The sequence below is a fragment of the Caulobacter zeae genome (genome assembly GCF_002858925.1).
In the GTDB taxonomy this organism is placed as follows: Bacteria; Pseudomonadota; Alphaproteobacteria; order Caulobacterales; family Caulobacteraceae; genus Caulobacter; species Caulobacter zeae.
Window position 1 is genome coordinate 46,634 of record NZ_PJRS01000012.1, and the last position, 17,774, is coordinate 64,407.

Here is a 17,774-nt window from a genome sequence, read left to right on the forward strand (position 1 = left end):
TGGCGGTTCAGGCCGCGCGCGCCGCGGCGTCCGTTACCCCTTTCCCCGGACGCCGCGGCCATCGCATGGAGGTTCCTCTTGGAACAGTTTCTCGAACGCGCCGCCCTCTTCCGCGGCCAAGTCTTCCCGGCTCAAAGCGCGCTGTACGAGCGCCTGGCCAGCCACGGCCAGAGCCCCTCGGCCCTGATGATCTCGTGCGCCGACTCGCGCGTCGTGCCGGAGCTCATCACCCAAGCCAATCCCGGCGACCTGTTCGTCTGCCGCAACGCCGGCAACATCGTCCCGCCGTTCAGCCAAGCCAACGGCGGCGTCTCATCGGCCGTTGAATACGCCGTCATGGCGCTCGGCGTTCGCGACATCGTCGTCTGCGGCCACTCCGACTGCGGCGCCATGAAGGCGTTCTCGAACCCAGCCGCCCTGGAAAAGATGCCCAACGTCGCCGCCTGGCTGCGTCACGCCCACGCCGCCCACAGCGTCGTCTGCAACGCCTATCACGGCCTCGACGAGCACGGTAAGACCCGCGCCCTGTCGCTGGAAAACGTGGTGGTCCAGATCAATCATCTGCGCACTCACCCGTCGGTGGCCTCGGCCATCGCCCAGGGCAAGCTGACCCTTCACGGCTGGTTCTTCGAGATCGAGACCGGCCAGATCCAGGCCTATAACGGCGACACCGGCCAGTTCGAGCAGGTCTACGAAGGCCAGCCCCTGCCCGTCGCCCAACGTCCGGCCAAGCGCATGGTCGCCGCCGACCATCTGGGCATCGCGGCCGAATGAGCAACTCCGCCGTTTCCTCCCCGAACGGCGCGAAGTCCGGGTTCGGCGCGATCTTTTCGCGTGACCTGACGGCCTCGATCGTCGTCTTCCTCGTGGCGATGCCCCTCTGCATGGGCATCGCCGTCGCCTCTGGCGTTCCGGCCGAACGCGGCCTGATCACCGGCATCATCGGCGGCATCGTCGTCGGCGCCCTCGCCGGCTCTCCCCTGCAGGTCAGCGGCCCCGCTGCTGGTCTCGCGGTCATCGTGTTCGAGATCGTGGCCAAGCACGGCCTGTCGACCCTCGGCCCGATCCTGGTGCTGGCGGGCCTGGTCCAGCTGGCCGCCGGCGCCTTGCGCATGGGCCAGTGGTTCCGCGCCATCTCGCCGGCCGTCGTGCACGGCATGCTGGCCGGCATCGGCGTGCTGATCGTCGCGGGCCAGTTCCACGTGCTGTTCGGCGACAAGCCGCGCGCCAACGGCCTGGACAACCTGCTGGCCATCCCCGGCGCGATCACCGGCCTGTCGGTGTCGACCTTCGGCGCCGCCGAAGCCGCCCTGCTGGTCGGCGTGGTCACCATCGGTTCGATCCTGCTCTGGGAGAAGATCCGTCCGGCCAAGCTGAAGCTGGTTCCCGGCGCCCTTCTGGGCGTGCTGGCCGGCACCTTCGTGGCCATGGGCTTCGGTCTCGACGTGCAAAAGATCGCCGTTCCGGAATCGATCGCCGGCGCGATCGCCATCCCGGGCATGGCCGACTTCGCCAAGCTCGCCGATCCGATGATCATCCTCACCGCCGTGGCGGTGGCGTTCATCGCCTCGGCCGAGACCCTGCTGTCGGCGGCCGCCGTCGACCGCATGCACGATGGTCCGCGTACGAAGTACAACAAGGAGCTGGGCGCCCAAGGCGTCGGCAACCTGCTGTGCGGCCTGGTCGGCGCCCTGCCGATGACCGGCGTGATCGTGCGCAGCTCGGCCAACGTCCAGGCCGGCGCCGTCACCCGCGCCTCGGCCATCCTGCACGGCGTGTGGATCCTGGCCTTCGTCGCCCTGCTGCCCTTCGTCCTGCGTCAGGTCCCCAGCGCCGCCCTCGCCGGCGTGCTGGTGGTCACCGGCTGGAAGCTGGTCAGCCTGGACCACGTCCGCCACCTGTTCGCCCGCTACGGCCTGCTGCCGGCGCTGATCTGGGCCGCGACCTTCGTCATGGTCGTCGCCACCGACCTGCTGACCGGCGTGCTGGTGGGCCTGGCCCTGACCGTGGTCGAACTGCTGCCGAACCTGAAGCGCATGCGCCTCAAGATCGCCCAGCAGGACGTCGGCGAGAAGGAACAGGAAATCCGCCTCGAGGGCGCGGCGACCTTCGTGCAACTGCCGAAGATCACCAAGGCCCTGGACGCGGCTCCCGACGGCGGCGTCGTCCGCCTCGACACCCGCGCCCTGACCGTGCTCGACCACACCACCACCGAGGTGCTGAGCGAGTGGGTCAAGAGCAAGGAGCGCACCGGCTCCAAGGTCGAGCTGCCCAACGCCTGCGTGTTCGGCGAACGGCTGCGGGCCGCCGGCGCACACTGACCTCACCCAGTCGCCCCGGGACCGAGTCCGCTCGGTCCCGGGGTTCTTTTTGATTGAAGACCGCCAGAGACTTTCGATGAACAAGGCCCAGGAACGCGCCGCCGACATGGCGGCCCAAGTGCTTTGCGCCTACCTCCAGAACAACGTCGTCTCGGCCGACGACCTGCCCGATCTCGCCGCCCGCACCTATGCGGCCCTGGAGGCGGTGTTCTCGACCCCGGCCGCCGAGCCGGTCGAGCGCCCCAACGCCGACGAGATCGCCGCCAGCGTCACCCAGGACGCCATCGTCAGCTTCGAGAACGGCCGCCGCTATCGCTCGCTGAAGCGCCATCTCAACAGCCTGGGCCTCACCGAGGAGGAGTATCGCTCCAAGTGGGGCCTGCCGGACGACTACCCCACGGTCGCGGCCAGCTTCTCGGACCTGAGGTCCAACGTGGCCCGCGCCAACCGTTTCGGCTCGCGCCGCTAGAGCCCAAGAAAAAGGCCCGCCGATCTGGCGGGCCTTTCGCGTTCTTACCAGGCGCCGGTGTTGGGCATCGAGACCCACGGCTCGGCCGGCTCCAGGTGGCCGTCCTGCAGCAGCTCCACCGAGATGCCGTCGGGCGAGCGCACGAACGCCATGTGGCCGTCGCGCGGCGGACGGTTGATGGTCACGCCCTGGTCGGCCAGGCGCTGGCAGGCCGCATAGATGTCGTCGACCTGATAGGCCAGGTGGCCGAAGTTGCGGCCGCCCTGATAGTCTTCCGGGTCCCAGTTGTAGGTCAGCTCGACCAGCGGGGCCTTGCGTTCCTTGGCCTTGTCGGCGTCGCCCGGCGCGGCGAGGAAGACCAGCGTGAACCGGCCCTTCTCGTTCTCCATCCGATACATCTCCTGCAAGCCCAGGCCCTCGCAGTAGAAGCGCAGCGAAGCGTCGAGGTCCTTCACGCGGACCATGGTGTGCAGATAGCGCAAGGCGGCCTCCAGATGTTGCGAAGCGCCGATATAGCCGATCGGCTACTGCACCGCGACCTTGCCGCGCGTCTGGCGCCGCCACAGGGCCGCGTACTCGCCGTCGGCCGCCAGCAGGGCCGCGTGCGGACCGCGCTCGACCACCTTCCCCCGGCGCAGGACCAGGATCTCGTCGGCGTCGGCGATGGTCGACAGCCGGTGGGCCACGACCAGGGTCGTGCGCCCTTCCCTGGCCTTGCGAAGCGTCGCCTGGATCGCCGCCTCGGTGCGGCTGTCGAGCGCGCTGGTCGCCTCGTCGAGGATCAGGACCCGCGGATCGGCCAGCAGGGCCCGGGCGATGCCCACCCGCTGGCGCTCGCCGCCCGAAAGCTTCAGGCCGCGTTCACCAACCTTGGTCGCCATGCCCTCGGGCAGAGATCCGATGAAGTCGCCGAGTTCGGCGGCGCGGGCCGCGCCCCAGACCTCGTCCTCGGTCGCGTCCGGGCGGCCGAAGGCGATGTTGGCGGCGATCGTGTCGTTGAACAGCGCCACGTCCTGCGGCACCAGGGCCACCGCCCGCCGCAGCGAGGCCTGCTTCAGGGCCTTCAGGTCATGGCCGTCCAGCGTCACACGGCCAGCCTGCGGGTCGATCATCCGCAGGGCCAGGCGCACCAGCGTCGTCTTGCCCGCGCCCGAAGGGCCGACGATGGCCACGGTCTGGCCAGGGGCGGCGGTGAAGCTGACGTCGCTCAGCCCGTCCGACCGCGCGCCGTGGCGGAACGAGACGGCCTCGAAGGCCACGGCCCCGCCCCGGCGGTCGCCCGTGGGCGGCAGGTCGACCGCGCCCTCCATGTCGGCGACGTCCGCGCCCTGCTGACGCAGCTCCATCATCGACTCCATGTCGATGAAGGACTGGCGGATCTCGCGATAGGCGAAGCCCAGGAAGTTCAGCGGCTGATACAGGTTCACCAGGATCAGCACGACGGCGGTGATGTCGCCCGGCCCGATGCGGCCGTGGGCGGCCTCCGAGCCGGCCAGCACGGCCATGACCGCTAGGCCCAGGCTCATGATCAGCGACTGCACCACGTTGAGCAGCGACAGCGAATTGGTCGCCTTGATCTGCGCTGCGCCATAGGTCGACAGCGCCCGCTCATAGGCGCCGACGGCGCGGTCTTCGGCGCCGAAGGTCTTGACCGTCTCGTAGTTCAGAAGGGCGTCGACGGCGCGGCCGGCGGCCTCGGCGTCGGCCTCGTTCAGTTCACGCCGATGGGCGATCCGCCAGTTGGAGATCGAGAAGGTCAGGACGCCGTAGATCACCACGGTGACGATCGCCGTCGCCGCGAACCGCCAGTCATAGGCCCGCGCCAGCACCGCGCCGGCCAGGATCAGCTCGACGATGGTCGGGGCGATATTGAAGACGAGACCCCGGATCAGGAAATCCATGGCCCGCGCGCCGCGGTCGATGGTGCGCGACAGCGCGCCGGTGCGCTTGGTCTGGTGGAAGTCGATCGACAGCGACAGGGCGTGGGCGAAGGTTTCGGTGGCCGCGCGGTTCTGGGCGGCCTGGGCCACCGGCGTGAACACCGCGTCGCGGGCCTGGGGCGCTGCGGCGGCGATGAAGCGCACGCCCGCCCAGCCCAGGGCCAGGGCGGCGAAGGACAGCGTCACCTGGGCCGCCGCGCCCTGCCCGGCCGTCAGCCGGTTCACGGCCGCGCCGAGCAGCAGCGGCGCGACCACGCCCAGCGCCTTGCCGACGAAGGTCAGCGCCAGGGCCGCCACCAGGCGCCAACCCAGGCCCGGCGCGCGGGACCGCAGGACCAGCCGCAGCAGCTCGGCCAGCGCAGCCCATCCGGAGACGGGCTTGGCGGCGTCGGGAGCCGTTCGGGCGCTGTCGCGGCCAGCCGAGGCGTAACCCCTCACCGGGCCTCTCCGGGCGCATACAGCACCGTGGTCTGGACGCCGCCGCCGGGCGTCATCCAGTCGGCCCGCCAGCCGCTCTCCACCCGCTCGGCATGCAAGGGGCCCGCGGTCAGCGGACCTGGCGCGGAGACATCGATCCTGACCAGGTCCTCGCCGCCCTCGCCGGCCACCTGCACGGCGTGCTCGCCACGGGACAGCGGCTGGGTCAGCGAGAAACTGAAGCGCCCTTGAGCATCGACCTTGCCCTCGGCCTGGGTGACGCGGTCCACGCGGACGCCAAAGCCCGCACCCGGCCGTCCGACGCCCGAGATCACCGCGCCGCCCTCCTGGTCGTAGTCGACAGCCAGGATGCGCAGGGAATCAGACGCTCCAGCCAGCGGTTCGGAGCCCCCGCCGGCCTTCAGCAGGGCGACGGCGCCTTCCGGCGTGACCAGCACGTAGCCTTCGGCCTGGACCGTCCGCCCTTCGCGGGTCATCGACAGGCCGAACAGCCGGGGCTCGACGGCGCCGGGAACAACCGCGCGCCACAGCCCTGCGGCGTCGGCCTCGACGCTGATGGCCTCTCCGGTCGGCGACCCCAACCGCACCGAGGCGCCGGCGGTGGCCGATCCCGACAGGGCCACGCCGCCGCCCTGGACCGCCGCGGTGACCACCTTGGGCGGGGCCAGATAGGCCGCCTCGGGGTCACGCGCCGGCTGGGCGGCCGGCGCGGTGCGCCCCCAGTCCCGCCGTCCGTCCTCGCCGCAGGCCGAAACGGTCGCGACGAGGGCCAGGGCCAGCGGCCACGGCTTGAAAGCGGCCTTGCGAATCCCGATCATGCGCCTTCCAAATCCTGGGCTGGTCGCTAAGACCAAGGCCCGAAACGCCATGGCGCGCCCTTCCCGACCGGAGCCGCGCCTTTTCTTTTGTTGGAGTGGACGACGATGCCCGACCTGTCTAGCCGCCTGGGATCGGTCTGCGTCTACTGCGGCTCTTCGAACACGGCCGATCCGGCCTATCTGGAAGCCGCCCACCAGATCGGCGGCGACTTCGCCCGCGCCGGGCTCAAGCTGGTCTATGGCGGCGGCGGCGTCGGCCTGATGGGCCAGGCCGCGCGCGGCGCGCACCAGGCCGGCGGCAAGGTCCTGGGCATCATCCCGGATTTCCTGCGCGGTCGCGAAAAGCCGTTCGACGACGTCGAGACGGTCATCGTCACCTCGATGCACGAACGCAAGATGCTGATGTTCGAGCGCTCGGACGCCTTCGTGGTGCTGCCCGGCGGCATCGGCACCCTGGAAGAGATCATCGAGCTCCTGTCCTGGCGACGCCTGGACCTGCACCGCAAGCCGATCGTGTTCCACAATCCGGACGGCTTCTGGGACCCGCTTTTCGCGCTTCTGAAGCACACGATCGACAAGGGCCTGACGCCCCCCGCCCTGTCGACGGCCTGGGTCTCGGTCGAAGCGGCCGAGGATGTCACTCCGGCCTTGCTGGCGTGGGGTTTGGACGTTGATCGCGATCGCGAGATCGACGTTCGGCGATTGACTTAGTTTTCAATAACAACGAACAATGTGATCAGCGTCCACTTATAAATAGGACGCGGGGATAGGAGATGTCCATGCGTATGCTTCTGCTCGGCGGTCTTGCCGCAGCTTCCCTCGTGGGCGTGGCTCAGGCCGCGTCTTCGGAAGGCGCCATGCTTGTTCTGAAGGCGCCGCCGGCCAAGGCCGAACTGATCCAGGACGGGGCCCTGTGGCGCTGCACCGGCACGGTCTGCAAGGCGCCGACCGTCAAGGCCATGCCCGCCGTCCGCAGCTGCCGCAAGATCGTGGCCGAACTCGGCGCCGTGTCGGCCTTCACCTGGCGCGGCGAAGCGCTCGACGCCGCCGGCGTCGAAGAGTGCAACACGGCCGCCAAGCCGTAAGCGCTCCTCGCGAACACGGAATTCGTCGCCATCCCGGCCCGTCCGGGATGGCGTTTTCTTTTGAGCGCTACTTCCGGTCCGAGGTCTTGGGCGGCTGCGACTGCTGCGGCGGCTTGGCGGCGCCGGGGCGAGGCCCCACCAGCAGTCCGCCTATCAGGGCGAAGGACAGCATGGCGTGGCTCATCTTCGTTACGTTCATGGCGGCGTCTCCTTGACCAGCCAGGAGCGCCGAAAGGCGCCCCACGTGTTACGGGACCGGCTCTGCGACCGGTCCAGCCAGAAAGAGACGCGCGCGGCTTACAGGGGCTCGCACCCTCCTAGTCGTCAGCGCGTCCAGGCAAGGATGCGCCGCGTCCGCCGCATGACAAGCGAAATATTCCGAATACGGATGATGTCCGTGCTCTGACGATCGACTTGAAGATCGCCTGAAGCAGACTTGCGGATACTATCCGCTCACGCACCAGTCAGTGCAGCGTCGCGCCCTCACGCTCTGGCAGATCCGCGGCCGGAACCACGTCCCCCTGCCCCGGCTTGCCGGCCGAGGCGATGATGTTGGCCGCGGCGCGCAGCATGACGGGCTCGATGCGCTCGGCCTCGCAGCCGACCAGTTCCGCCGCCAGTTCCGGCAGGTCGGCGCATAGCCGCAACTGGCCGGCGATCCGTTGTAGGGCGAAGCTTTCCTCGAGACCGGGGTCATTGGCCACGACCCCCACCAGCAGCGACAGCGCGGTCTCCAGCTTGTCGGCCCGCGCCTTGGCCTCGCGCGCCTGATCGAGCAGCAGCCGGGCGCTGGAGTCCATGGCCTCCAGGGTGTCGGCCAGCTTTTCCGGAGAAAGGCCCATCAGCATTTCGGGGCGGAGCATCGTGTTCACCGTGCAATCCATCGAGTGTTCTGCTGCGTTGAACGGTCGCACCCCGTCACGCGGGGCGGTGAAAGTGGCGCCCGGACGAAAAAGGCCGCCCGCGTCGGCGTGACGCAGGCGGCCCTGGTTCGAAGCATCGGGCGTTCAGTAGGCGGCTTACGCCGCCGCGCCGAACGACAGGCCTTCGTAACGGCGCAGGTGGTGATCGACCGAGCCGAACAGGCCCTCGATGATCGTGCCGCGCTTGAAGTAGTGGCCGATGGCCAGCTCGTCGGTCATGCCCATGCCGCCATGGATCTGGATGGCGTTCTGGCCGACGAACTTCAGGGCGCGGCCGATGCGCACCTTGGCGGCCGAAACGGCCTTGGCGCGTTCGGCGTCGCTTTCGTCGAGCTTGATGGTGGCCATGTAGGTCATCGACACCGACTGCTCGAGCTCGATGAACATGTCGACCATGCGGTGCTGCAGCACCTGGAAGTCGGCGATGGCGCGGCCGAACTGCTTGCGCTGCTTGGCGTAGTCCAGGGTGCCTTCATGCAGCTTGCGCAGCACGCCCACGCCTTCGGCCAGGCTGGCGGCGGTGGCTTCGTCGATCACCTTCTCGACCAGCGACAGGCCATTGCCTTCATGGCCGACCAGGGCGTCGGCAGGGATCGAGACGTTCTCGAAATAGACTTCCGAGGCGCGACCGCCGTCGACGGTGGGGTAGTCGCGGGTGACGACGCCCGGCAGGGTCTTGTCGATCAGGAACACCGACACGCCCGAGGCCTCGCGCTGGCTTCCGCCGGTGCGGGCGGTGACGACCAGATGCGTAGCGAACGGCGCGCCGACCACCACGGCCTTGTGGCCGTTGAGGGTCCAGCCCGAGCCGTCCTTCCTGGCCGTCGTCTTCAGGTCGCTCCAGGTGTAGCGCCCCTGCGGTTCGGCATAGGCGAAGGCGATGGTGGTGGTCCCCGCGACAATCCCTTCGATGACCGAGGCGGCGCCGGCGTAACCCGAGTGCTTAATGAAGCCGCCGCCGATGACGACCGTGCCCAGATAGGGCTCGATGACCAGTGCTTTGCCGAACTCCTCCATGATGATCATGTTGTCGATTGCGCCGCCGCCCAGGCCGCCCAGGTCCTCGCTGAACGAGGCGCCCAGGATGCCGAGCTCCTCGGCGAAGGCCTGCCAGTAGTCGACGCGCCAGCCGCTCTCGGAAGCGACGATCTTGCGGCGGGTCTCGAAGTCGTACTTGTCCTGCAGGAAGCTCGCGACCGTGTCGCGGACCATCGACTGCTCTTCGGTGAAGTTGAAGTCCATGAGGGCGGTTTCCTCTTATGGTTCCCCTCCCCCTTGCGGGGAGGGGTTAGGGGTGGGGGTGTCAGCGCCGATGGTCGAAAGTACGCGCTGAACAGCCGAATGTGGGTCGTAGATCGCTAGCTCGTTGGGGACTCTGATCAAGGTATAACCCCGCGCCTCCAGCCAGGCTTGGCGTTCAGCGTCGCGGGCGGCCACCGCGTCCAGAGCATGGATCCCGCCGTCCACCTCGACGATCAGCCGATGGTGATGGCAGACGAAATCCACGACGTAGGGCCCGAAAGGCGCTTGGCGGCGAAAGTGAGATCCTGGGATCTCGGCCTTCCTGAGCACCTTCCAGAACAGCTTCTCCGCCAGTGTCGGCTCGCGGCGCATCCTGCGGGCCGATCGGTCGGCCCTTTCGGATGTGTGCAGAGCTCCTGGCGTTCGTGCTGACACCCCCACCCCCTGCCCCCTCCCCGCAAGGGGGAGGGGAACTGCAAATGATCAGGATCAGATCAAAGGCCCAGCACCATCTTGGCGATGATGTTGCGCTGGATCTCATTGGAGCCGCCGTAGATCGAGGTCTTGCGGACGTTGAAATAGGTCGGCGCGGCGCGGTGGGCGAAGTCGGGGCCGATCGGATGGGCGTTGTCGCCGTCCTTCGGGAAGCCGCGGAAATAGGGCGCGGCATAGTGACCCGAGGCCTCCAGGGCCAGTTCGGTGATCCGCTGCTGGATCTCGGTGCCCTTGATCTTCAGGACACTCGACTCCGGACCGGGGCCCTTGCCGGCCGCTTCGCCGGCCAGGGTGCGCAGCTCGGTGTATTCCAGCGCCGTCAGGTCGATCTCCAGGTCGGCGATCTTTCGCTTGAAGTCCGGATCGGTCAGCAGCGGCTTGCCGTCATCGCCCAGTTCTGTCGAAGCGATCTGGCGGATGCGTTCGATGCCACGCTTGGAACGGGCGACGCCGGCGATGCCGGAGCGCTCGTGGGCCAGCAGGAACTTGGCGCAGGTCCAGCCCTTGTTCTCGTCGAAGATGCGGTTCTCGACCGGCACCTTGACGTTCTCGAGCCAGACCTCGTTGACCTCATGCTCGCCGCCCAGGGTGATGATCGGGCGCACGGTCACGCCTGGCGACTTCATGTCGATCAGCAGGAACGAGATGCCTTCCTGGATCTTGGCGTTGGGATCAGTTCGGACCAGGCAGAAGATCCAGTCGCCGTGCTGGGCCAGCGTGGTCCAGGTCTTCTGGCCGTTGACCAGGTAGTATTCCTTGCCGTCGTCGCCGGTGAAGCGCTCGGCCTTGGTCTTCAGGCTGGCCAGGTCGGAACCCGCGCCCGGCTCGCTATAGCCCTGCGACCACCAGATCTCGCCCGACAGGGTCGGCGGCAGAAAGCGTTCCTTCTGCTCGGGCGTGCCGAAGGTGTAAATCACCGGCCCGACCATGTTGATGCCGAACGGCAGGATCGGCACGCAGTCGGCGCGGGCGGTCTCTTCCGACCAGATGTAGCGCTGCACCGAGGTCCAGCCCGGACCGCCGTACTTCTGCGGCCAGGCGGGGGCGACCCAACCCTTCTGGGCCAGGGTGCGGTGCCAGGAGAGGAAGTCCTCCTTGGACATCTCCTCGCCCTCTTCCTGGCGCTCGCGCAGGCCTTCCGGATAGTTCTGCGCGATGAAGGCGCGAACCTCGTCGCGGAAGGCCAGGTCTTCGGGCGAAAAATCGAGGTTCATTGCGCGCTCCCGAACAGGCCGGCTGAGCCGGCGTCTTGTTGTTTCGGGAGGATGATAGGGGTCGAACGAGCGTTTGGAAAGATGACGCGAAGGTCAACGTAAACGTCGTTCACCCATTACGGTCAGCGAACCTCGCAGGCCAGGCGCACCAGGGCCAGGGCCGACACGCCGCCGACGCCCTCCTCGTCATCGATCTCCAGCGAGACCAGCGGCGTCTTGCCCAGCGCCGCCAGCAGCCGCGCATGGCCCGGCCCGCCCACGTGGGCGGCGACGGCGTGGGCGATCAGGTCGGGATCGATCGCGTGAAGGACGGCCCCGGCGGCGGTCGCCGCATAGCCGTCCAGCAGGACCGGGATCTTCTGGACGCGGGCGGCGATGATCGCGCCGGCCACGGCGGCCGTTTCGCGACCGCCCAGCTGGCGCAGCGCTTCCAGCGGATCGGAAAGGTCGCTCTCGCCCCGGGCGCGCTCGACGGCCGCCGCGACGTCGGCGGCGACTTCGCCGGCCGCCCAGTCGGAGGCCTCGCCGCCGAACAGCGCCAAGGCGATGGCGGCGGCGTCACGATGGGCTTCGGCGGCGATGACGCCGGGAATCAGCAGGTCGGGCTGCTTGGCCAGGGCCTCCATGCCGAAGGCCATGGTGGCGGCGCATTCCTTCTCGCTCATCGAGGCCTTCTGGCGCGCGTCGGGCGTCGGGCGATCGATGGCCAGGTCGAAGGCTTCAAGGCCGGCGCCCTGCGAGCCGGCCATGCGGCTGACCGAAGCGCCGCCGGCGGCGATGGTTTCGAGGCGGTCGCGGGCGTAGCCTCGCGGGCCGATCCCCTGGCGCGCGCCGGCGTAAAGCGCCACGACCGGACGGTTGACCGACGGCGGGGTGCGACCGGTCCAGGCGGTGAGCCAGGCCGAGATCTCGGCGAGGCGGCCGCCGTCGGCCGGCGGTACGAAGACGCCCGGCGCCGGAAGATCGGCGGCCAGGCGGCGAATGTCGGCGAAGGGCGAGGCGGCGGCGGAAGCGTTCATGGCCGCCGACTTAAGCCAGTCCGCGCCCGATGCAAGCGCATAGGGCGCGGAACATGGTTCAGAAGGCGCCTGATCAGCTGGCGGCCAGGTCCTTGCAGGTCCCGTCGCGCTCCTGGATCAGGCTCGCCTTGGTGGCTTCGTCGGCCTTGGAGGCGGCGCGCTTGGCGTCGGAGCGGGCGTTGTCGGCGCGGTCCGAGGTGAAGACGTGGCGGCCCGAGCGCTGGTCCTTGATGAACTGCTTCAGGGCGGCCGGGTCGGCCTCGCCAAGGGCCTTGGCCTCGGTCAGGCCCAGGCAGCGGTTGGCCTGGATGAACTGGGCGTCGGTGACGCGCTCGGCGGCCAGGGCCGGAGCGGCGACGGCGGCGATCGAAGCGGCGGCGAGCAGGATGGTGGCGATACGCATGGTTGGTCCCTCTTGATTGAAAATCCGGGCGCAGAGCCGCATCGCGTCTGGCGACTTGCGCCCGACGCCGCGGATGGCGACATTCGGTCATGACTTCAGAAAACCGCCCGCCCCGCCCCATCGTCACGCCTTGCGTCAAGGTGTGCGCCGTGGATGGTGCGTCCGGTTTCTGCCTGGGTTGCCGGCGGACCCTGCAGGAGATCGCCGGCTGGTCGCGCTACAGCGACGAGGAACGGGCGAAGATCATGGCCGCCCTGCCCCATCGTCCCGATCCGATGGAAAGCCTGATGGCCGCCCAGTCGGGTGCGCATACCTGATTGGTCTTCAGGTTCTCGACAGCATTTCTTTGTTCTGCATCTAAGTTATCCCCGAAGCGTTCGTCTGACGAAGATGAAGATGACGCCCTGAGCTCAGGCTTTGAAGTTAAATCCAGTCCATGAACTTTATTACATGTTGCGCCATCAACGTTACGCCGAGTTAATTGGCGCAAAGCGCAGCATATTGTTAACCAAGTAAATTCGCCCTGCCATTCACCGCTTGCAAACGTCTTTCCGGCTAATGTCCCGGACAAGGGTCGTAGAAACGACCGAAAAGCCTGCAAGGCGGGGTGTCTTCGATGTTCAAGTTCACGGCGATCGCGATTGTCGGTGCGCTGTCGGCGGTGGGCGCGGCAAAGGCCGTGACCTCGCTGGACAGCACGTTCCGCCAATCGCCCCAGACCATGCCCGCCACCGCGGCCGCCGCGACGCTGGGCGACGCCGGATCCGCGCAACTGACCAAGGGCCCCGACGGCCATTTCTGGGCCGAGGCCAAGGTCGACGGCCGCGCCGTCCGCTTCCTCGTCGACACCGGCGCCACCGCGGTCTCGCTCAGCAAGGCCGACGCCCAGCGCCTGGGCATCGACGTGACCAAGCTGAACTACGAATACGATGTCGTCACCGCCGACGGCCGCACCCGCGCGGCCTCGGTGAAGCTGGGCAGCGTGGCGATCGCCGGCGCCAAGGTCGCCAATGTCGACGCCCTGGTGATCGAGAGCGGCCTGGAAACCTCGCTGCTAGGCATGAGCTATCTGGGCCGGCTGTCGCGCTTCGAGGCCACGCCGCGGTCGCTGATCCTGCACCCCTGACGTCGACGGGCGCATGATCGCCCGGAATTCTTGCACGATCCTGCAAGAGCACTTCCGCCCGCATGGGCGCCAGCGCGGTTTTGCGCTAACCTAGGGTCATGCTCATCACTTCAGCGCCGGCCCAGGCTGGCTGCCCTCGCCATCCGGCTCTGGCCGAGGCGATTGAACGATCCGTCTCGACCGACGGCGTTCACCCGACCGCGATCGGCGGCATGTGGCTGGCCCGCATGTCGCAGCCCAGCCCGCCGGTGCACGGCGTGCACGAGGCCGCCGTCTGCATCATCGCCCAGGGCCGCAAACAGGTGATGCTGGGCGAAGAGGTCTATGTCTACGACCACGCCCGCTTTCTCGTCGTGTCGGTGGACGTGCCCGTCGTCGGCCAGGTGATCGAGGCCAGCGCCGACGCGCCTTACCTATGCGTGCGCCTCGACATCGATCCGCGCCGACTGAACGAGCTGATCCTCGAGATCGACCCAGGCCCCGTGCGCAACGCGCCTGCCCCCAGCCTGGCCCTCAGCGCGACCACGCCCGAACTGTTCGACGCCGTCGTGCGGCTGGTGCGGCTGCTTGAGACGCCGGGCGACATTCCGGTCCTGGCGCCGCTGATCCAGCGCGAGATCCTCTATCGGCTGCTGCGCACCGACCAGGGCCCGCGCCTGCGAGAGATCGCCGCCTGCGAAAGCCGCCTGGGCCAGGTCTCGCGCGCCATCCACTGGCTGAAGACCAACTACCAGCGCCCATTCCGCATGGAGATCCTGGCCGCCGAGGCCCGGATGAGCCCGTCGGCGCTGCACCAGCATTTCAAGGCGATCACGGCGATGAGCCCGCTGCAGTACCAGAAGCAGCTGCGCCTGCAGGAGGCGCGGCGACTGATCCTGGCCCAGGGGCTGGACGCCGCAACGGCCGGCCACAATGTCGGCTACGACAGCCCCTCGCAGTTCAGCCGCGAATACAGCCGCCTGTTCGGGGCGCCGCCGCTGCGCGACGCCACGCGGCTGCGCACTCGGCCCGAACTCGTCAGGACTGCGTGACCGCGCCCCCTTCTTGAGAAACGGCCGGCGCTACGCCGGCGGCGGCGTCGTAGGCGGTCTGGTCCAGGATGCCTTCCTGCTTGGCCACCAGGGTCGGCACCAGGGCCTGGCCGGCGACGTTCACCGCCGTGCGGCCCATGTCGAGGATCGGATCGATGGCCAGCAGCAGGCCCGCGCCTTCCAGCGGCAGGCCAAGGGTCGACAGGGTCAAGGTCAGCATGACCGTCGCCCCCGTCAGGCCGGCGGTGGCGGCCGAGCCCAGCACCGAGACGGCGACGATCAGGGCGTAGTCGGTCAGCTCCAGCGGCAGGTGATAGAACTGGGCGATGAAGATCGCCGACAGGGCCGGATAGATGGCGGCGCAGCCGTCCATTTTCGTCGTCGCGCCCAGCGGCACGGCGAAGGCGGCATAGGCGCGCGGAACGCCCAGCCCGCCTTCCGTCACGGTCTCGGTCACCGGCAGGGTGCCGATCGACGAGCGCGACACGAAGGCCAGCTGGATGGCCGGCCAGGCGCTGGCGAAGAACTTCAGCGGATTGAGGCCGTGGGCGGCCAGCAGGATCGGGTAGACGACGAACAGCACCAGAGCCAGGCCCAGATAGATCGCGCCGGTGAAGGCGCCGAGCTGGCCCAGGGTGGTCCAGCCATACTGGGCCACGGCGTTGCCCAGCAGGCCCACGGTGCCGATCGGCGTCAGGCGGATGACCCAGCTCAGCACCTTGCGCACGACCGCCAGGGCCGAGGCGTTGAAGGCCAGGAAGCCCTCGCCGGCCGGGCCGACGCGCAGGGCGGCGATGCCGGCCGCCAGGGCGATGACCAGGATCTGCAGCACGTTGAACGACAGCGAGGTGCTGGCGCCGGCCTCGCCGACCTTGGTCGAGGCGTTCAGGCCCAGAATGTTTGACGGCACCAGGCTGGTCAGGAAGTCGAGCCACGAGCCGTTGGTGCGCGGAGCGGCGGCCGCGGCGGCGTCCAGGGCGGCGTGGGCGCCCGGCTGCAAGGTGACGCCCAGGGTGATGCCGATGGCCACCGCGATCAGGGCGGTGATCGCGAACCACAGCAGCGTCTTCCAGACCAGGCGCGCGGCGTTCTGAAGTTCGCGCAGGTTGGCGATGCTGGCGACGATGGCGGTGAAGACCAGCGGCGGCACCAGCACGCGCAGCAGCTGGATGAAGATCGACCCGACCTGGTGCAGGGTCTCGGCCAGGGCATGACCCGCCTGCCCCTCCCCGACGCCCAGGCGCCGAGCCAGCAGGCCGAGGGCCAGGCCGGCGACCATGCCGACGAGGACCTGCACGCCGAAGCCGCTGATGAAGCGGCTGGAAGGAGCTGTCGCCTGGGCCATGGGTCGTTCCTGCTCACATTCGGCGGTGATCAGTCGCCGTTCAACTCAAGAAGCACGCAAAGCCCGGCGACGACACGCACCACCAAGCTTCGAAACTGGAATTTCCTGCTCGCGCATATGAGCGCGGCGGTCGAACCAGTTTTTGTGCGATCCGGCGCCAGCCAAACTGAAAGCTCCACTACTCCGGTCGGAATTAGGGGCGGCGGCGTGTCACATGGTAAACGCGCCGGGGGCTCCCTAGGGTGGCCTCGCCCCCCCCTGCCCCATCACGACTTTCCGGAGCCGCCATGAGTCTCTCCTTCCTGTTCGGCGCGATCATCGGGTCCGGCCTGTTCATCCTGCTCGGTCGCGGCCCGGTGGAAAAGCTGCTGGCGGTGATCCAGGAGCGCGTCGGCAAGCGCTGAGCAGTTCCAAGCGACGCCGGCTGCTATTCGCCGCCGATACACGCGATCGTGTCGGAACGAAGTCTTGGGAAGCGCCTTTCTTCTGCATCGGACGCGCTAAGGCGCGCCAGGAAATGTTCAGGAGGCGCTCATGTCCATTCTCGCCTGGATCGTTCTGGGTCTCGTGGCCGGTTTCATCGCCAGCAAGCTCGTCAGCCGCAGCGGCGGCAGCCTGCTCGTCGATCTGGTGCTCGGCATCGTCGGCGCCCTGGTCGGCGGTTTCGTGTTCAACCAGTTCGGCGCCTCGGGCGTATCGGGCTTCAACCTCTACAGCCTGCTGGTGGCTACGGTCGGCGCGGTGATCGTGCTGGCCATCTATCACCTGCTGGCCGGCCGTCGCGCATTGTAGCGACGCGCTGATCCCAAACAGGAACGACGCCTTCGGCCCCAGGCCGGAGGCGTTTTCTTTTGCGGCGACTAGCGAAATGTCCACCGGTGTCATACTCCTGGCGAAAACACGTCGGGAGGACTACGCATGGCTCACTACAGTCTGGTCGGGCGACTGGCCCTGGCCGCCACCGCCCTGACCGCCCTGATCGGCGCCGCGCCGCTGCGCTTGACGGTGGCTTTGGGCGGCAAGGCCGATCACCGCACCCTCCAGGCCGCCATCGACGCCCTGCCCGACACCGGCGGCGAGATCGCCATCGCGCCCGGCACCTATCGCGAAAAGCTCTCCGTGCCTCGCAACGGCGTGCGCCTGGTGGGCAAGGGCAAGCGGCCGCAGGACGTGGTGCTGGTCTATGGCGACGCCTCGGCCACGGTGGGCGGCACGCTCAAATCCTCCTCGGTAACGGTGTCGGGCGACGATTTCCTGGCCCGCAACCTGACCATCCAGAACGACTATCACCTCCACAGCGACAAGCCTTCGCAAGCCGTGGCCCTGGCGTTGATGGGCGACCGTGCCCAGCTCTACAAGGTGCGCCTGCTGGGCGCGCAGGACACGCTCTACGCCGCCAGCCGCAAGGGCAGGCCGCCCAGCCGGCAGTATTTCCGCGACTGCTACATCGAAGGCCACGTCGACTTCATCTTCGGCGACAGCAAGGCCGTCTTCGACCGCTGCACCATCCATGGCGTCGCCAACGCCACGGTGATGATCACCGCCCAGAGCAAGAACGCGCACGACCAGGACAGCGGCTACGTCTTCGACCGCTGCACGATCACCGCCGACCCGAAGGTGGGCGAGCTGTGGTTCGGGCGGGCCTGGCGGCCCTACGCCACCGTGGTCTTCCTGCGCACCAGGATCGACGCCGATCTCCAGCCCAAGGGCTGGCGCGAATGGACGCCGGGCAAGACCGACACCTTCAAGACCGCCTACTACGCCGAATACGCCTCGACAGGGCGCGGGGCCAATCCGGCCGCGCGCGAGCCCAGCGCCCACGCCCTGGACGCGAAAACGGCGGAGCGCTGGGCGCCCCGCCGCTTTCTGTCGGGGCCGGACGGATGGACGCCCGGCCGGTTCTAG

General features: G+C 68.4%; 21 protein-coding genes. 10 read left to right on the plus strand and 11 right to left on the minus strand.

Going from position 1 to position 17,774, the window contains the following annotated elements:
* The first annotated feature begins 78 nt into the window (after positions 1-78).
* The 3 genes from SGCZBJ_RS06985 to SGCZBJ_RS06995 all read left to right on the plus strand — a co-directional run bounded on the left by SGCZBJ_RS06985 (position 79) and on the right by SGCZBJ_RS06995 (position 2,790).
* Positions 79-774: a carbonic anhydrase gene (locus SGCZBJ_RS06985; RefSeq protein WP_101717307.1), complete on the plus strand. Its 696-nt coding sequence runs from the start codon at positions 79-81 to the stop codon at positions 772-774.
* Positions 771-2,321, plus strand: coding sequence for a SulP family inorganic anion transporter (locus SGCZBJ_RS06990; protein ID WP_101717308.1), 1,551 nt, complete (start codon positions 771-773; stop codon positions 2,319-2,321). The genes SGCZBJ_RS06985 and SGCZBJ_RS06990 overlap by 4 nt, the downstream gene beginning before the upstream one ends.
* A gap of 76 nt (positions 2,322-2,397) precedes the next feature.
* Entirely contained in the window at positions 2,398-2,790 is a 393-nt protein-coding gene (locus tag SGCZBJ_RS06995; protein ID WP_205685336.1) for a Ros/MucR family transcriptional regulator, read from the plus strand.
* 44 nt (positions 2,791-2,834) lie between these two features.
* On the opposite strand, the gene gloA is transcribed toward SGCZBJ_RS06995, so the two are convergent.
* The 3 genes from gloA to SGCZBJ_RS07010 are packed head-to-tail and all read right to left on the minus strand — an operon-like array spanning position 2,835 to position 5,986.
* The gene (gene gloA, locus SGCZBJ_RS07000) at positions 2,835-3,272 is read right to left on the minus strand and encodes a lactoylglutathione lyase (RefSeq protein WP_101717309.1); all 438 of its coding nucleotides are present in this window, start codon (positions 3,270-3,272) and stop codon (positions 2,835-2,837) included.
* A gap of 42 nt (positions 3,273-3,314) precedes the next feature.
* Positions 3,315-5,240 (minus strand): ABCB family ABC transporter ATP-binding protein/permease, encoded by a 1,926-nt coding sequence (locus SGCZBJ_RS07005; RefSeq protein WP_101717310.1) that lies wholly within the window; start codon positions 5,238-5,240, stop codon positions 3,315-3,317.
* Entirely contained in the window at positions 5,165-5,986 is an 822-nt protein-coding gene (locus SGCZBJ_RS07010; RefSeq protein WP_101717311.1) for a hypothetical protein, read from the minus strand. Before SGCZBJ_RS07010 ends, SGCZBJ_RS07005 begins: the two co-directional genes overlap by 76 nt.
* 105 nt (positions 5,987-6,091) lie before the next feature.
* Between SGCZBJ_RS07010 and SGCZBJ_RS07015 the strand changes: the two genes are divergently transcribed.
* Together SGCZBJ_RS07015 and SGCZBJ_RS07020 are read left to right on the plus strand one after the other, a co-directional pair.
* Positions 6,092-6,697 (plus strand): LOG family protein, encoded by a 606-nt coding sequence (locus SGCZBJ_RS07015; protein WP_101717312.1) that lies wholly within the window; start codon positions 6,092-6,094, stop codon positions 6,695-6,697.
* 68 nt (positions 6,698-6,765) lie between these two features.
* Positions 6,766-7,071 carry a CC_3452 family protein gene (locus SGCZBJ_RS07020; protein WP_101717313.1) on the plus strand — a complete coding sequence of 102 codons (306 nt, stop codon included), beginning with the start codon at positions 6,766-6,768 and terminating at the stop codon, positions 7,069-7,071.
* Positions 7,072-7,138: 67 nt separating this feature from the next.
* On the opposite strand, the gene SGCZBJ_RS26050 is transcribed toward SGCZBJ_RS07020, so the two are convergent.
* The 7 genes from SGCZBJ_RS26050 to SGCZBJ_RS07050 all read right to left on the minus strand — a co-directional run bounded on the left by SGCZBJ_RS26050 (position 7,139) and on the right by SGCZBJ_RS07050 (position 12,367).
* Positions 7,139-7,270, minus strand: coding sequence for a hypothetical protein (locus SGCZBJ_RS26050; protein ID WP_240621441.1), 132 nt, complete (start codon positions 7,268-7,270; stop codon positions 7,139-7,141).
* Positions 7,271-7,535: 265 nt separating this feature from the next.
* Positions 7,536-7,934 (minus strand): hypothetical protein, encoded by a 399-nt coding sequence (locus tag SGCZBJ_RS07025; RefSeq protein ID WP_240621446.1) that lies wholly within the window; start codon positions 7,932-7,934, stop codon positions 7,536-7,538.
* Positions 7,935-8,090: 156 nt separating this feature from the next.
* Positions 8,091-9,236 carry an acyl-CoA dehydrogenase family protein gene (locus tag SGCZBJ_RS07030; protein WP_101717314.1) on the minus strand — a complete coding sequence of 382 codons (1,146 nt, stop codon included), beginning with the start codon at positions 9,234-9,236 and terminating at the stop codon, positions 8,091-8,093.
* A gap of 15 nt (positions 9,237-9,251) precedes the next feature.
* Positions 9,252-9,677 (minus strand): endonuclease domain-containing protein, encoded by a 426-nt coding sequence (locus SGCZBJ_RS07035; RefSeq protein ID WP_338065444.1) that lies wholly within the window; start codon positions 9,675-9,677, stop codon positions 9,252-9,254.
* 53 nt (positions 9,678-9,730) lie between these two features.
* Positions 9,731-10,945 carry an acyl-CoA dehydrogenase family protein gene (locus SGCZBJ_RS07040; protein ID WP_101717316.1) on the minus strand — a complete coding sequence of 405 codons (1,215 nt, stop codon included), beginning with the start codon at positions 10,943-10,945 and terminating at the stop codon, positions 9,731-9,733.
* A 122-nt stretch (positions 10,946-11,067) separates the two neighbouring features.
* The gene (locus tag SGCZBJ_RS07045; RefSeq protein ID WP_101717317.1) at positions 11,068-11,964 is read right to left on the minus strand and encodes a nicotinate-nucleotide--dimethylbenzimidazole phosphoribosyltransferase; all 897 of its coding nucleotides are present in this window, start codon (positions 11,962-11,964) and stop codon (positions 11,068-11,070) included.
* A gap of 73 nt (positions 11,965-12,037) precedes the next feature.
* On the minus strand, positions 12,038-12,367 hold the full coding sequence (locus tag SGCZBJ_RS07050) for a hypothetical protein (protein ID WP_101717318.1): 330 nt from the start codon (positions 12,365-12,367) through the stop codon (positions 12,038-12,040).
* Positions 12,368-12,456: 89 nt separating this feature from the next.
* Between SGCZBJ_RS07050 and SGCZBJ_RS07055 the strand changes: the two genes are divergently transcribed.
* From SGCZBJ_RS07055 to SGCZBJ_RS07065, 3 genes are all read left to right on the plus strand, one after another.
* Positions 12,457-12,684, plus strand: a complete 228-nt coding sequence (locus tag SGCZBJ_RS07055; RefSeq protein WP_101717319.1) for a DUF1289 domain-containing protein — start codon at positions 12,457-12,459, stop codon at positions 12,682-12,684.
* 299 nt (positions 12,685-12,983) lie between these two features.
* Positions 12,984-13,493, plus strand: a complete 510-nt coding sequence (locus SGCZBJ_RS07060) for a TIGR02281 family clan AA aspartic protease (protein ID WP_101717320.1) — start codon at positions 12,984-12,986, stop codon at positions 13,491-13,493.
* Between the two features lie 98 nt (positions 13,494-13,591).
* Positions 13,592-14,524: an AraC family transcriptional regulator gene (locus SGCZBJ_RS07065; protein ID WP_101717321.1), complete on the plus strand. Its 933-nt coding sequence runs from the start codon at positions 13,592-13,594 to the stop codon at positions 14,522-14,524.
* Here the strand turns inward: SGCZBJ_RS07065 and SGCZBJ_RS07070 are convergent.
* Positions 14,511-15,869: a dicarboxylate/amino acid:cation symporter gene (locus SGCZBJ_RS07070; RefSeq protein ID WP_101717322.1), complete on the minus strand. Its 1,359-nt coding sequence runs from the start codon at positions 15,867-15,869 to the stop codon at positions 14,511-14,513. The two genes, SGCZBJ_RS07065 and SGCZBJ_RS07070, sit on opposite strands and share 14 nt — an antisense overlap.
* Before the next feature lie 534 nt (positions 15,870-16,403).
* On the opposite strand from SGCZBJ_RS07070, the gene SGCZBJ_RS07075 reads away from it, so the two are divergent.
* Positions 16,404-16,661, plus strand: a complete 258-nt coding sequence (locus tag SGCZBJ_RS07075; protein ID WP_101713103.1) for a GlsB/YeaQ/YmgE family stress response membrane protein — start codon at positions 16,404-16,406, stop codon at positions 16,659-16,661.
* A 126-nt stretch (positions 16,662-16,787) separates the two neighbouring features.
* Positions 16,788-17,774, plus strand: coding sequence for a pectinesterase family protein (locus SGCZBJ_RS07080; protein ID WP_101717323.1), 987 nt, complete (start codon positions 16,788-16,790; stop codon positions 17,772-17,774).